The sequence below is a fragment of the Meiothermus sp. genome (assembly GCF_025060375.1).
GTDB lineage: Bacteria > Deinococcota > Deinococci > Deinococcales > Thermaceae > Meiothermus.
In genome coordinates this window covers 1-13005 of record NZ_JANXCG010000054.1, presented here as the reverse complement: position 1 = coordinate 13005, position 13005 = coordinate 1, and the positions used below count along the sequence as shown (strand labels likewise).

General features: G+C 65.9%; 13 protein-coding genes and 1 rRNA gene. 7 read left to right on the top strand and 7 right to left on the bottom strand.

All coding sequences use genetic code 11. The features are described 5' to 3' along the window. Positions 1-111 precede the first annotated feature (111 nt). The 3 genes from NZ849_RS06810 to NZ849_RS06800 are packed head-to-tail and all read left to right on the top strand — an operon-like array spanning position 112 to position 2178. Positions 112-1011 (top strand): complex I NDUFA9 subunit family protein, encoded by a 900-nt coding sequence (locus tag NZ849_RS06810; RefSeq protein ID WP_295387611.1) that lies wholly within the window; start codon positions 112-114, stop codon positions 1009-1011. Between the two features lie 46 nt (positions 1012-1057). Beyond that, positions 1058-1327 carry a hypothetical protein gene (locus tag NZ849_RS06805; protein WP_295387609.1) on the top strand — a complete coding sequence of 90 codons (270 nt, stop codon included), beginning with the start codon at positions 1058-1060 and terminating at the stop codon, positions 1325-1327. A 32-nt stretch (positions 1328-1359) separates the two neighbouring features. Continuing rightward, positions 1360-2178: a DNA-formamidopyrimidine glycosylase gene (locus NZ849_RS06800; protein ID WP_295405586.1), complete on the top strand. Its 819-nt coding sequence runs from the start codon at positions 1360-1362 to the stop codon at positions 2176-2178. On the opposite strand, the gene NZ849_RS06795 is transcribed toward NZ849_RS06800, so the two are convergent. After that, positions 2161-2478, bottom strand: a complete 318-nt coding sequence (locus tag NZ849_RS06795) for a hypothetical protein (protein ID WP_295405584.1) — start codon at positions 2476-2478, stop codon at positions 2161-2163. The two genes, NZ849_RS06800 and NZ849_RS06795, sit on opposite strands and share 18 nt — an antisense overlap. Before the next feature lie 55 nt (positions 2479-2533). On the opposite strand from NZ849_RS06795, the gene NZ849_RS06790 reads away from it, so the two are divergent. Next, positions 2534-3502 (top strand): D-alanine--D-alanine ligase family protein, encoded by a 969-nt coding sequence (locus tag NZ849_RS06790; protein ID WP_295405616.1) that lies wholly within the window; start codon positions 2534-2536, stop codon positions 3500-3502. Here NZ849_RS06790 and NZ849_RS06785 read toward each other — a convergent pair. From NZ849_RS06785 to NZ849_RS06775, 3 genes are read right to left on the bottom strand one after another with little or no spacing between them, the layout of a single operon-like run. Next, entirely contained in the window at positions 3499-4839 is a 1341-nt protein-coding gene (locus NZ849_RS06785; RefSeq protein ID WP_295405582.1) for a glycogen synthase, read from the bottom strand. The two genes, NZ849_RS06790 and NZ849_RS06785, sit on opposite strands and share 4 nt — an antisense overlap. A 16-nt stretch (positions 4840-4855) precedes the next feature. Further along, a complete protein-coding gene (locus NZ849_RS06780; protein ID WP_295405580.1) occupies positions 4856-6007 on the bottom strand; it encodes a MalY/PatB family protein in 1152 nt (383 codons plus the stop codon). Between the two features lie 9 nt (positions 6008-6016). Next, the gene (locus tag NZ849_RS06775; protein WP_295405577.1) at positions 6017-7126 is read right to left on the bottom strand and encodes a GGDEF domain-containing protein; all 1110 of its coding nucleotides are present in this window, start codon (positions 7124-7126) and stop codon (positions 6017-6019) included. A 107-nt stretch (positions 7127-7233) separates the two neighbouring features. On the opposite strand from NZ849_RS06775, the gene NZ849_RS06770 reads away from it, so the two are divergent. Both NZ849_RS06770 and NZ849_RS06765 read left to right on the top strand, forming a co-directional pair. Then, positions 7234-7842 (top strand): ribonuclease HII, encoded by a 609-nt coding sequence (locus NZ849_RS06770; RefSeq protein WP_295405575.1) that lies wholly within the window; start codon positions 7234-7236, stop codon positions 7840-7842. A 45-nt stretch (positions 7843-7887) separates the two neighbouring features. After that, positions 7888-8373: a DUF4384 domain-containing protein gene (locus NZ849_RS06765; RefSeq protein WP_295405573.1), complete on the top strand. Its 486-nt coding sequence runs from the start codon at positions 7888-7890 to the stop codon at positions 8371-8373. 11 nt (positions 8374-8384) lie between these two features. On the opposite strand, the gene hisD is transcribed toward NZ849_RS06765, so the two are convergent. Genes hisD through NZ849_RS06750 form a run of 3 tightly spaced genes read right to left on the bottom strand, consistent with a single transcriptional unit; the run spans position 8385 to position 12539 of the window. Beyond that, positions 8385-9632: a histidinol dehydrogenase gene (gene hisD / locus NZ849_RS06760; protein ID WP_295405571.1), complete on the bottom strand. Its 1248-nt coding sequence runs from the start codon at positions 9630-9632 to the stop codon at positions 8385-8387. A 26-nt stretch (positions 9633-9658) separates the two neighbouring features. Then, the gene (locus NZ849_RS06755; RefSeq protein ID WP_295405569.1) at positions 9659-10348 is read right to left on the bottom strand and encodes a DUF3108 domain-containing protein; all 690 of its coding nucleotides are present in this window, start codon (positions 10346-10348) and stop codon (positions 9659-9661) included. 43 nt (positions 10349-10391) lie between these two features. Further along, positions 10392-12539, bottom strand: a complete 2148-nt coding sequence (locus NZ849_RS06750) for an EAL domain-containing protein (protein WP_295405568.1) — start codon at positions 12537-12539, stop codon at positions 10392-10394. Positions 12540-12910: 371 nt separating this feature from the next. Here NZ849_RS06750 and NZ849_RS06745 point away from each other — a divergent pair. Continuing rightward, a 23S ribosomal RNA gene (locus NZ849_RS06745) occupies positions 12911-13005 on the top strand; the annotation flags it as partial.

Sequence of the window (13005 nt, the reverse complement as noted above, 5' to 3'; positions counted from 1 at the left end):
CGACCCCCCAAGGGAAACCCAAACCCCGCAGACCCAAAAACTCAGGGGGTTTGGCCGCCGGGCCCCGAGAACCACCGCTGACCCAAAGAGGCCTCCACAGGAGGGAAGTGCATGAAGGTGCTTTTGGTGGGCGGCAGCGGCTACGTGGGCAGCCACCTGGCCCGCTTCCTCATCGCCCAGGGCCACCAGGTCACGGTGGCTTCGCGCCGGGGCGAGGGACCGGTGGCCGGGGTACGCTACGTGGTGGCCGATGCGGCTCGAGGGGAGGGGCTGGACGAGGCGGCAGCGGGCCAGGAGGCCCTCATCTACCTGGTGGGCATCATCCGTGAGCGGGGCGACCAGACCTTCCGCCAAGCTCACGTGGAGGGGGTGCGCCACAGCCTGCGGGCCGCCCAGAGGGCAGGCCTGCGCCGCTTTGTGCACATGTCGGCCCTGGGGGCCTCCCGGGGCACCGGAATTCGCTACTTTGAGACCAAAGCCGAAGGGGAGGAGCTGGTGCAGTCCTCCGGCCTCGACTGGACCATCCTGCGGCCAAGCCTCATCTTTGGCCAAGGGGACGAGTTTTTCGGCAAGATTCTCCGGGGTTTGGTGGCTGCACCCCTGCCCTTCATCCCCCTGATTGGCGATGGGAGCTTTGTCTTCCGCCCCATCTGGGTGGGGGATGTGGCCGCAGCCTTTGCCCAAGCGCTGGAGCGTTCCTCTACCGCATACCGAAGCTACAACCTGGTAGGCCCCAAGGAGTATACCCTACGCGAACTCCTGCTGCTGGTGCGGGACACGCTGGGCTCCAAAAAACCCCTCCTCTCCATCCCCCTGGCCCTCATGGACAGGCTGGTACCGCTGATCTCGCCCCTGCCCTTCAGCCCCATCACCCTTGACCAGTACCGTCAGCTTAAGCGGGGCAACACCGCCGACCCCATCCACATGCGCCAGGCCTTCTCCCTGGAAGAACGCCCCTTGGAGGTGGAGCTGCCCAGCCTGCTGGGGGTGCGGCACCGGGTAGGTGCTTAGTCCAGCCCACGATTGGAAAAACCAGGTGGCCCTATCTTAGAACATAATGAAGGCCGCTCAACCCGTCCTGCTGTCTTTGAAACCTACCGCCAACCCACTGCGCCGATTTGAGCAAGCCCCCCCCAACAGCCGGGAAGCCCTGCTCAAGCTGTGGCAGGAGCTGGCCCCCAGCGTGCGGGCCGCAGACCCCGCGCGCTACTTCGCAGTGCAGGAGGCCCTAGCACAGGAGGTTCCCTTTTCGGTGCTTGCGCTGTACGTCTTCCGGGAGTGCCGCCGCGCCCTGGAGAGGCCCCAAGCCCAACGGCGGGCAGAGTAGAGTTTCCATGCCGCTTCTGGAAAACTGGGGCCATGCCTGAGCTCCCCGAGGTGGAGACCACCCGCCGCATCCTAGAACCGCTCCTGCTGGGCCAGAAGGTCCTGCGCATTCTGCACCAAGACCCTACCCGCTACCGCCGGACCCACTGGGCTGAGGGCCGCAGGGTGGAGTACCTGGCGCGGCGGGGGAAGTTTCTGATTTTGGGGCTCGAGGAAGGGAGAGAGGCCGTCGTCCATTTGGGAATGAGCGGCGGCTTCCGCTTCACCCCCGACCCCCACACCCGCCTCACCCTAAGCCTTTCCGGACAGACCCTCTACTACACCGACCCCCGCCGCTTCGGGAGATGGTGGGTGGTGCGGACCGGCGAGTACCGGGAGATTGGCCTGCTGGGGCGGATGGGCCCCGAACCCCTCTCTTCGGACTTCACCCTAAGGGGCTTCCAGCAAGCCCTCAGGCAAACCCGCCGAAGGATAAAGGAGGTGCTGCTGGCCCAGGAGGTGGTGGCAGGGCTGGGCAACATCTATGCCGACGAGGCCCTTTGGCAAAGCCGCATCCACCCAGCCCAACCGGCCCACACCCTAGGCCCTGCCGAGGTCAGGCGGCTTTACCGTGCCATCCGCCTGGTGCTGGAGGAGGCCGTGGCTGCTGGAGGCTCCACCCTTTCCGATCAGAGCTACCGCCAGCCCGACGGAAAACCCGGCTACTTCCAGCTTCAGCACAAGGCCTACAACCGAGCTGGCCAGCCTTGCCCCCGGCGAGGCTGCGGTGGCCAGATCACCCGGATAGCCCTGGGTGGGCGGGGCACCCACTTCTGCCCTCGTTGCCAACCCTTCTTAGCTTCGGACGGGTAGCCTTCCCTCTTCGGCCAGGGTCTGGAGCACGATCCAGGCCTCGGCTTCTTCGGGGGTCTTGGCCTGGTGGACCTCCTGGCCGGTGCGCTTGTCCAAAATCCCGTAGGCCTTGCTGCCTTTGAGGGGCCGATACTCGTAGGGGGACCGGGCCAAAAAATCCTCTAGCTCCACCCCCTCCCCTAGCACCTGGCGGAACCAGGCCTGCTGGGCCCGTTCCACCCGCCGGTAGCCCCAGTAGTTGACCAGGCCAAAAAGCCCGATCAGCACCAGCAAAGCCAGGAATACCGCAAACCAGCTCATAGGCCCAGTGTAACCCAGGGCTCGCCGGGCTGATACAATACACATCGTGAGTCAATTGCGCATTTTGCTCATCGCCGGGGGTCCTCCGGGGGAGCATGAGGTCTCCCTCTCCTCGGCCCGGGGGGTACGGGCGGCCATGCCCCACCCCACTGGCCTCGCGGTGATGGCCAAGGACGGGCGATGGCTGCTCGGGGAAGAGGCCCAAGAGGCCCTAACCAAGGGCGCGGCTGAACGGGGCCTCCACCCCTTTCCCCCACCCATCCCCTGGGAGCGCTACGACGTGGTCTTCCCGCTCATCCATGGGCGGTGGGGTGAGGATGGAACCCTACAGGGGTTTTTGGAGCTTTTGGGCAAACCCTATGTGGGAGCTGGGGTGGTCAGCTCGGGAATCTGCATGGACAAGGACCTGACCAAGCGGGTCCTGCAGCAGGCTGGAATCCCGGTGGTGCCCTGGATTACCTGCCACAAGGGCGACCCCTTGCCCTCTCCTCCCTTCCCTCCCCCTTACTTTGTCAAACCAGCCAACACCGGTTCCTCGGTGGGCATATCCAAGGTCTGGGACCCCAGCGGACTACCCCGGGCGCTGGCCGAGGCCTTCACCTGGGACTGCAAGGCCTTGGTGGAGCAGGGGGTAGAGGGGGTACGAGAGCTCGAGGTGGCCCTCCTGGGCAACCGGGAAGTCCAAACCAGCGTGGTGGGCGAGGTCAGCTACGCATCGGCGTTCTACGACTACGAGACCAAGTACACCCCAGGCCGGGCCCAGCTTCACCTGCCCGCCCCCATCCCCCCCGAGACTGCCCAGGAGATCCAGGCCCTCGCTGTGGCGGCCTACCGCCTGCTGGGGGTGCGGGGTATGGCGCGGGTGGACTTCTTCCTATCCCCCGAAGGGAAGCTCTACCTCAACGAGCTCAACACCCTACCCGGTTTTACCCCCACCAGCATGTACCCCAGGCTCTGGCAAGCCTCAGGCCTGGCCTACCCCGCGTTGCTCGAGCGGCTGGTGAGGCTCGCTCTGCAGACCTAACCGGCCAGCTCCCGATAGAGCGCCAGGTACGCGCGAGCCGGGCCATCCCAGGAAAAGTCCTTTCTCATCGCCTTTTTCGCCACACTCTCGCGGTCGGGGTGCTTCAGGAACTCCCGCACCCCGTGCAAAACCCCACCGACATCCGGGGTATCAAACATAAAGCCCGTCTCCCAATGCTGCACCGTATCCAAAAGCCCCCCCACCGCCCGCACGATGGGAGGGGTCCCGTAGCGCATGGCGATGAGCTGGGCCAGGCCACAGGGCTCAAAGCGGGAGGGCATCAGAAAGCCATCCGAGCCGGCATAGATGCGGTGGGCCAGCGCCTCGTGGTAGCCCTGAACGTAGGCCAGCCGCCCCTTCAGGCGTTCTGCCAGCCAGCTAAAGGTGCGCTCGAGGCCCGCGTCCCCGCTGCCCAGCACAGCCAGGTTGACCCCGAGGTCCATCAGCCCGTCCACGGCCTCGACCACCAGGTCAATGCCCTTCTGGTAGGCGAAGCGCGAGACCAGCCCCAGGGTCGGCCGGTCCTCCAGGCCCAGCTCGGCCAGCAGCTCCTTGCGGTTGAGGGCCTTTCCGGCAAAATTATCCGCATCGTAGGGGTGCTTCAGGTAGGGGTCAGCGGCAGGGTTCCAGTATTCCGTATCAAGCCCGTTGAGGATGCCCCGGAGCTTCCCCTGGTGGGCCCGAAGCACCCCATCCAGTCCCTCGCCCCCCTCGGGGGTGGTGATCTCCCAGGCATAGCGGGGCGAGACGGTGGTCACCGCATCGGCGTTCACAATCCCCGCCTTCATCAGGTTGATCGAGCCGTGGTGCTCGAGGCCAGCCCCGTAGTAGGTCTCACCCGGCAGGCCCGTCCAGGCGTAGAACTCGTGAGAATTCCAGACCCCTTGGTAGGCCAGGTTGTGGATGGTGTAGACGGTGCGGCCCTGGAACCAGCCCAGGTTGCGCAGGAGGGGCAGGAGGGCAGCCTGCCAGTCGTGGGCGTGGACGATTTCAAACCCCCGCACCAGCTCGGCGGTGGCCAGGGCAAAGCGCACAAAGCGGCGGAAATCGTCGGGGTAGCCGTAGGGCCGTTCACGAGCAAAATCGCCCAGCCCAACCAGGACATACCGCACTCCCCGGTGCTCCACGTGGCCGAGGCCCGCCTTCTCCCGTTGGCCCGCAAAGCTGAACCAGACCTCCCCCACGTAGTAGCCCTCAATGCCCCAGTACCAGGGCAGAAAGATGGTGACCTCGAGCCCCAGCCTCTTCAGGGCCTGTGGAAGACTACCGACCACGTCGGCCAGACCGCCCACTTTGGCGAAGGGAAAAGCCTCAGACGCGACAAAGGCCACCCGCATAGGTCTACCCCACCCCCTAGCGCAAGGCGCCAACCAGCCGCTCCATCCGCTCCAGCGCCTCCTTGAGCAGGGTACGCCCGGTAGCGAAGTTAAGCCTGAGCCAGCCCGCGTACCCCCCAAAAGCCCTGCCGTCGCTCAGGCCCAGGCGGGCCTGCTCGAGCATCACCGCATGCGCCCGCTCGCCCAGCACAGCCCGAAAGTCCAGCCAGGCCAGGTAGGTGCCCTCAGGCGGGCGGTAGCCCACCTGAGGCAGCCTGGAGCGCAAAAAGGTCGTCAGGTAGTCGCGATTGCCCTCCAAGTAGCTCCGCACCTCCCTGAGCCAGTCCTGGGCCCGCTCCAAAGCTGCCCGCCAAGCCGCCATGGCCAGCACATTGGGGTGCCCACCCAAACCCCTCAGGGCTTGGGAAAGGGCCGAGAGGAGTTGGCGGTTGTGGCTGATGGCCACCCCTCCGCCCAGCCCAGCGGTGTTGTAGGTCTTGCAGGGACCGCTCAGGGTCACGGTGCGCATGGCAATCTCGCGGTCTATGGAGGCAATGGGAATGTGCTTTCCCTCAAAGACCAGATCTGCCCAAAGCTCATCGGACATCACCCAAAGCCGGTGCCGCAGGGCAAACTCGGCCAGCCGTTCCAGCTCCTCCCGACGGAATACCCGGCCGGTGGGGTTTTGCGGGTTGCACAGCATGAGCAGCCGGGTGCGGGGGGTTACCAGGCGCTCCAGGTGGTCAAAGTCTATCGCCCAGCTCTTTGGGGTGGGCTCCAGGGGGCTGAACTGGGCCAGCCGACGGTGCTCCTCCAGGGCGTTCAAAAAAGGGGGGTAGACCGGCACCTGGGTAATCACCTCATCGCCCGGGCTGGTCAGGGCCAGCACGCTGGCGTAGATGCCCGGTACCACCGAGCTGGTCAGCAGAAGGTTCTCCGGGCTGAGCCCCAGCAGGCCGTGGCTGGCCTGGTGCTCCACAATCCGCTCCAACAAGGCCCTATCCCCAGAAGCCGGGGGGTAGCCTACCCGCCAGCGCAACCTCTCCCTGACTGCCTCAGCGATCGCCTCAGCGATGGGAAAGTCCATATCGGCTACCCAAAGGGGCAGGACATCAGGCGGGTGGAAATGCCACTTGAGGCTGTAGCCGTGGGGGTCGCGCAGTTCGGAGGGGTCGGGCTCGAGCCACATGGACATAGCTTACCCCCCTGCCCCTCCCTCACCAGGCCAGTGCGCAGGAATTATGTCCTCAGGCGCATCCTCTGCGACCACCCGGTTGCGCCCCAAAGCCTTGGCCCGGTACATGGCCTCGTCTACCCGGCTCAGCAGGGCCGCGACGGTATCCCCTAAGCGGTAGGCGGCCACGCCGATGCTCAGGCTCACCGGAACCCCAGCCAGGGGAGCCTGCCGCACCGCCTCCAGAAGCCGCTGGGCAAGCCCCTGGGCTGGCCCCAGCTCGGTCTCCGGGGCTAGGATCAGGAACTCCTCCCCACCCCACCTGGCCAGGGCGTCGCTCTCCCGCAGGTGCTGCTGCATACGGGCTGCCACCTCCCGCAACACCTGGTCGCCCACCGGGTGGCCGTAGGTGTCGTTGATCTGCTTGAAGTGATCTATGTCGGCCAAGAGCAGTGCAAAAGGGCGCCGGTAACGCTGAGCCCGCTCCAACTCCGCCTCAAGGCGCCCCTGCATGGCCCGCCGGTTGGTCAGGTTGGTCAGCGGGTCGGTGTGGGCCATCTGGTGCATCTGGGCGTAGTGGCGGCGCAAGGAGGCGAAGACATAGAGCAACATCAGATAGGCCAGGTTGGAGAGAACGAACTGCAGCGCGGTGTTGAGGGCGGTGGGGTTGATCACCGGGCTGGACAGAAGCCCTGCCCCCCCCAGCAGAAGCCCCAGGGCCAGGTAAGAGAGGGAGAAGCGAAAGGCCTGCCGTCGGTTCAGGAGCACAAAGGCCGTGAGGTAGACCATGGGGAACCAGAGCAAGGCCGGGGATATCCCATCGCGCCTGTAGAGGAAAAAGGCCGCCTCGTAGTACACCACGCTCAACTCATAGACCGCAAGGAGGGCCAAGGCAGCCTTCCAAACCTGGCGAATGCGCTGGGGATTGCGCCACAGGTAGACCTCAAGCGCCACGAACCCCAGCGCCATTGGCCACAGCAAAACCCGGTCCAAGGGGTTGAGCACCCCTGCGACCACGGAAAAACCCCAGGCTGCCAGGGCAGCCACCGCCCCCATGGGCAGAAGCCACAGGGTAACGCGAAGGCGCAAGCCCTCGAGGGGGTCATCCACCTCCATCGTGGCGTAGGGGTTCATACCGCGGAGCATCGCCTCAGAACAATCTAACACCCCAAAGCATTCTGGAAACCCAAAAGAGCCCCTTCCCTCAACAACCCCATTTGCCCAAAAATAACGGGCGTGCCATGGAACCCCCCCTGGAAGCCGAATGGTGGGCAATGGGCCTACGGGTGGCCGGCGTAGACGAGGCCGGGCGAGGCGCCTGGGCCGGACCGGTGGTGGCGGCCGCGGTCATCCTGCCGGGGCCCGGCCCCTACCCCTTCGCCGACTCCAAGGCCCTCTCTCCAGCCCAGCGGGAGGCTCTGGAGGTCCTCGCCCGGCGAACCGCCTTGGCCTTTGGAATAGGCTGGGCGGAAGCCGCCGAGGTAGACCAGCTAGGCATCCTCGAGGCCACCCACCGGGCCGCCTTGCGGGCCCTGGCGCAGCTCCATCCCAAGCCCCATGCCCTTCTGACCGACTACCTGCACCTGAAGGCATGGCGGGACTACGCCGAAGCCCCCTCCTACTTCCGCAGCCCTCCCAAGGCTGACCAAAGGAGTCCCAGCGTGGCTGCAGCCAGCATCCTGGCTAAAGTGGCCCGCGACCGCTACATGCAAGCCCTCGAGCTGCGCTACCCCGGATACGGCTTTGACCGGAATAAGGGCTACGGCACCCCCGAGCACCGGGCCGCGTTGCGGAGGCTGGGCCCCTGCCCCGAGCACCGCCGGAGCTTCGCTCCCCTAAGGCGGGCTTAGGCTCCCCTAAAACAGATAGGGATTAGCAAAGGCTAAAATGGGGCCATGCGGACCATAGCCTTGGTGCTCCTTCTTGGCCTCCTGACCGCCTGTGTGCCCCGCTCGGTCACGGTGGGGCTGCGCTTTGGGGTCGAGCTTAGCCCCATCATCACCCGATTCGAGCCCGACCGGGGGGAAGGCGGCAGTTACCGGGTGGGCGAAAGCGTGCGCTTCCTCATAAGCCTAAGCCGCGCCGGGTACGTAACCCTGGCCGCCCTGGACGCCGACGGGGTAGCCTACGAGTTTGACCGGGTTTTCCTAGGCGCGGGCACCCATCTCCTCTCCGGCCCCCCCGGATACCGCTATGAGCTGCGCCCTCCCTTGGGCCTCCAGCGGGTACGGGCCATCTACACGGATACCCCCCATCCCCCAAGCCTGGTCCTCCGGGGTCGCTACACCGCCCAGGGTTGGGACCGCCAGACGGTTTTGTACATAGAGCAAAGCGGTTCTAGGGTGCGCGACGTGGCCGAAACCTTCTTCTACATTCGCTAGGCGGTGCAGCCTCAGCCTTCCAACCGACGGTCAAGGGCCCGCGCATGGGCCTCCAACCCCTCCTCACGGGCCATACGGGCCCCCAAAGCAGCGAGGTGCTGGACCGCCTTCTGGCTAAGCCCCACCACCGGAATCACCTTAAGGAAGTCCCGCAGGGCAAGCCCCCCGCCGAAGCGAGCGGTACCGGAGGTGGGCATCACGTGGCTGGGACCGGCGATGTAGTCGCCCAGCGCCTCGCAGGAGTGCTCGCCCAGGAAGACCCCCCCCGCGTTCCGCACCTGGCCCAGCACCGCCATAGGATCGTGCAAGGAGAGGCAAAGGTGCTCGGGGGCATAGAGATTGGCCAGCTCGAGCGCCTCCTCCATATCCCTCACCAGCACCAGCCCACTTCGGGCCAAAGCCTCGCGGGCAATGGGTGCGCGAGGCAGGTCGGAGAGCTGGCGCTCCAGCTCCTCAGCCACCCGTTCCAAAAGCTCGCGGTAGGCCGAAAGCAGCCAGGCCTCCGAGTCGGGGCCGTGCTCGGCCTGGGCCAGGATATCCGCAGCCAGCAGCTTGGGATCGGCAGAGGCATCGGCGATAATCAGGGTCTCGGTGGGCCCTGGCAGACCCTCCACGCCCACCAGGCCATAGACCTCGCGCTTGGCCAGCACCACATAGCGGTTGCCAGGGCCCATTATCTTATCCACCCGGGGCACCGTCTCGGTGCCATAGGCCAGCGCGGCAATGGCCTGGGCCCCACCCATGGCGAAAAGGCGATCGGCCCCCGCAACCCAAGCCGCAGCCAGGATGCCCGTATGGACCTTGGGCGGTGAGGCAAGCACCACCTCCCCCACCCCCGCCACCTTGGCTGGCACTGCGGTCATCAGCACCGTGGAGAGCAGCGGGGCCGACCCTCCGGGCACATATATCCCCACCCGGTCTAAAGGGCGCACAAGCTGACCCAATACCCCGTCTGGCCCGGCCTCCAGAAAACCACCCATGGGTTCACGGCGATAAAAGGCCTCTATGCGCTCCTTGGCCGTCTCCAGAGCATCCCGAAGCCCGGCATCCAGGGCCTCGTAAGCCTCACGCCAGACGCGTTTGGGAATCTCCTCCACCGGATAGCCGTCAATCTCCTGGCTAATCCGGTGGAGCGCAGCATCACCCTCGCGCTCTACCTGGTGCAGGATGCGCCGAACCGTCTCCAGGGCATCGCCATACTCCACGGTCAGCCGGCGGTTTTTGAAGTGTTCGCGTACCTGCTCAGGGCTCTTAATCATCCAAAGCAACCCTCATCCAGGATACCCTATGCATAACGCCTGCGGCGGCGACGGTGCCGGAAGGCCGCCCTGCGCTCTTTCGGCGGCTCCCCTGCCACCACCCGGGAAGGGGTTTCCTGCTGGGGGCTGGGAAGTCCAGCCTGGGCCTCCACCGCCACCCGCTCAACCTCAAACACGTGCTCCCCCACCTTCTGGGTCAGCCTCACCGGATAGCCCTGCTCATCAAAGTAGAGCAAGCTCAACCCCGGGCGGAGCCGGTAGACCCACAAAACCTGCCCTTCCGTCCGCTGGTCGGGGAGCCGCTCAGCGTACACCCGCCCCCCCACCAGGTCAAACCGCTTCACCTCCCCCACCTGAAGCCTCAGCCTACCCAGCGCCAGGATGAGGGAAAGCGGATCGTGCATATCGGTAAGGTAGGGAATGGCCAGGTCTTCTTTGCCCTGGCTTACCGTGACCAGGCCGTCCTCACGGGAAAACTCCACCTCCATCACCCTAGCCCCGTTCCCCTCTACCCGCTCCCGGTAACGCCGAGGCAAACCACGGGCATCCAGCTCGCTCTCCCAGCGCTGCCGGGTTTTTGGAGGAGGGAGTTCCACGGTGGCCTCGAGCACGAGCTTAATACCCTCCCGTCGGGGCTCAAGCACAATCCGCTGCTCGCCCGCTGGCCGCCCGGCGTACTTGAGGTTGTAGCGCAGTTGCAGGGGCACCCACTTCATACCTCACATCCTAAGCCCCCGGGGGGCTCTTCAAGTAGCAACCCTAGGGACTCCCTCGGCAAAGCCACCGAAGTTCGGCTTCGGCATAGTGGGCTCGAGGCCGCCCCAGCAGATAGCCTTGGCCCAGAACAAAGCCCTCGGCCAGGAGAAACTCCAGCTGGCCCTGGGTCTCAATACCCTCCACGATGATCTCCAGACCCAAGCCCTCGGCCAAACCCCGCAGCGCGTGGAGCAAACGGGCCTGGGGGGAGTGAGGTTCGGGAAGGGAGCCCAGGCTGGCCATAAAGCCCTGGCCCAGTTTGATTGCCGCAAAGGGCAGGCGCACGATTCGCTCGAGGGAAGACAAGCCCGAGCCGAAGTCGTCCAGGTGCAGCGGATGCCCCCGCTCAGCCAGGGTCCGAAGCACCTCCAGACCCATCTCTTCCAGGGCCACGCCCTCGGTGACCTCAAAGATCAGCCGCCCTGGGGGGAGCTGGTGGCGAGCCAGGTGGCCCGCCACCCGGTCGGGGAAACCTGGTTCTAGCTGGCCCCCAGCCAGGTTCACCGCCACCGCAACCCCCCAGCGGGCCGCCTGCTCCACCGCCACCCCAAGAACCCAGTCGCCCAGCTCGGACATCCACCCCTCCTCCTCGACCAGCGGCAGAAACCTTCCCGGGGAGACCTGCCCCAACCCAGGGTGGTTCCAGCGCAACAGGGCCTCGAGGTGGCGCAGCCGACGCTCGACCAGATGGAAAACGGGCTGGTAGTGCAGGGTGAAGCCCTCCGGTGGGTCCGGCAGGTGGCGCAGGGACCGGACCAGGGCGCCGCGCAGGGCATCGGTTTCGCGGGTCTGGCGGGCCAGGTCGGGGTCAAAAAAGTACACCCGGCCAGGCCGGGGGTTCTGCTCCAGGGCTAGCTCGGCGGCACAGAGCAGCTCGAGGGGGAGCACGCCGGGCCCAGCCAGGGCCGCCCCAGCCCGCGTGTTGAAGTCAAGCTGAGGCCAGCGCTTAGCCAACGCAGCCTCCACCTCGGTCCGCAACCGCCCCAGCACCGCATAGACCTCCCCAGCCCCCGTCACCCCTTCCAGCAACAGCCAAAAGGTACCCTCCTCCCAGGCCAGCCGGTCGGAAGACCGCAGGTTGGCCTGGATGGTCCGGGCCACCTCCTGCAGCGCAGCAAGGTGGGCCCTCTCCCCTTCCAACCGCCGCAGCCGCTCCAGCGATCGGCAGCGCAACGCCACCAAGGCCCGGTGGGCAGGCGGTAGCCGCAGGAGCCACTCCCTCAGGCTGCGCAGGTTGGCCAGCCCCGTCTCAGGGTGGTGGTAGTGGCCAAAACGCAGCTCCTCTCCGTAGAGCAGCCAGGCCACGTGGTAAGCCAGCCCCTCTAGGTGGCGCAGGTCCAGTTCGTCAAAGGCATCAGGGCGCTGGAAGTGGTCGAGGTAGAGGTAGGCCCGCGGCTGCCCTCCCACCACCACCGGGGTGGCCAGCATGGCCTGGATCTCCCTGGAACGGCCCGGCCCCTCAAGCAGCGCCCGCCGCTCGGGGTCAAGCCGGGCATTGAAAGCGGCTATATCCGCCTGGGTAAAGACCCTAGCCTGGATGTGCCGGCTGAGGGAAAGCGGCTCTCCAGGGTGTAAGTGCACCCGCTCGAGCGCGGCCAGGTCATAGCCTCGTGCCGCCACAAAGTGAAATTGCCCGTCGGGGTACAGCAGGGTGGCGCTGCCAGCCTGGGCTACCGGCACCACCTCCAGCGCAGCGTCCAGGGCCCGCCTAAGCACCTCCTTGGCGCAAAGGCTCTCCCTTAGACCAGCAGACAGAAGCCCAAGCGAGGCCTCCTGAAAACGCTCCCGGCGGTAGACATCGCTGATGTCGTAGCCCATCCACTGCAGGCCCACCGGGTTACCTGACCCGTCACAGACCGCCACCAACTCCCAGCGGCTGCGGTTCCAAGCCCGCCGCAGGGGCCTGCCAAACTCCACCCAAAAAGCCTGTCCCGGGTGCTCCAGGGCCCGCCTCACGGTATCCATCACCCGGGGAAGGTCCTCTGCCGCCACGTGCTCCAGTACCAAGGCGCCTATAGGGGGTGCTTTCAACCCAGTATGGGCCAGGTAGGCCTGGTTGGCGTAGGTATAGCGGCCTTCCAGGTCGGTGCAGACCACCATCAAGCCACAGGTGGCCTCCAGGGGATTGAAACCAGGCCCGCTCTTCTCCATACCGCCACCCTTACCCCAGCCCCAGGATAGACCCTGCCGGCCCCCAAAAAGCTGGCATTTGACCGCCAGCCTTGCGCAGGCGTTTGTGCCCGCACTCCGCTCATCGGCTGGCCCAGGAGGGCACGCGCAAGCCTGAAGAAAGCCCCTGAAGAGCGGCTGCAGAGGGTCGCCTGGCCCCGGGCAGGTCTAGCAGTGGGGCTAGGCCCGTGAGCCCACAATGGGCAGCCGTAGGGCCTTTTCGGGGCCACGTATTGACAGCTTTTACTCCCTCTGTTATCCTTCTCGTTGCGCCTTCGCGAGGATGGCGCGGGGATCATGAAAGCTGGGCGGTAGGGAGCGATGCCTTTGTAGGCGAGCTCTTGATTGAATGGGGTCAAGATAGAACGGGCACACGGTGGATGCCCTGGCACCTGAGCCGATGAAGGACGTGGTTACCTGCGAAAAGCCTGGGGGAGCTGGTAGCGAG

Coding starts and splice junctions, on each gene's coding strand:
- NZ849_RS06805 (WP_295387609.1), top strand. CDS start 1,058: ATGAAGGCCGCTCAACCCGTCCTGCTGTCTTTGAAACCTACCGCCAAC.
- hisD (WP_295405571.1), bottom strand. CDS start 9,632: ATGATTAAGAGCCCTGAGCAGGTACGCGAACACTTCAAAAACCGCCGG.
- NZ849_RS06770 (WP_295405575.1), top strand. CDS start 7,234: ATGGAACCCCCCCTGGAAGCCGAATGGTGGGCAATGGGCCTACGGGTG.
- NZ849_RS06775 (WP_295405577.1), bottom strand. CDS start 7,126: ATGAACCCCTACGCCACGATGGAGGTGGATGACCCCCTCGAGGGCTTG.
- NZ849_RS06800 (WP_295405586.1), top strand. CDS start 1,360: ATGCCTGAGCTCCCCGAGGTGGAGACCACCCGCCGCATCCTAGAACCG.
- NZ849_RS06780 (WP_295405580.1), bottom strand. CDS start 6,007: ATGTGGCTCGAGCCCGACCCCTCCGAACTGCGCGACCCCCACGGCTAC.
- NZ849_RS06785 (WP_295405582.1), bottom strand. CDS start 4,839: ATGCGGGTGGCCTTTGTCGCGTCTGAGGCTTTTCCCTTCGCCAAAGTG.
- NZ849_RS06755 (WP_295405569.1), bottom strand. CDS start 10,348: ATGAAGTGGGTGCCCCTGCAACTGCGCTACAACCTCAAGTACGCCGGG.
- NZ849_RS06765 (WP_295405573.1), top strand. CDS start 7,888: ATGCGGACCATAGCCTTGGTGCTCCTTCTTGGCCTCCTGACCGCCTGT.
- NZ849_RS06795 (WP_295405584.1), bottom strand. CDS start 2,478: ATGAGCTGGTTTGCGGTATTCCTGGCTTTGCTGGTGCTGATCGGGCTT.
- NZ849_RS06750 (WP_295405568.1), bottom strand. CDS start 12,539: ATGGAGAAGAGCGGGCCTGGTTTCAATCCCCTGGAGGCCACCTGTGGC.
- NZ849_RS06810 (WP_295387611.1), top strand. CDS start 112: ATGAAGGTGCTTTTGGTGGGCGGCAGCGGCTACGTGGGCAGCCACCTG.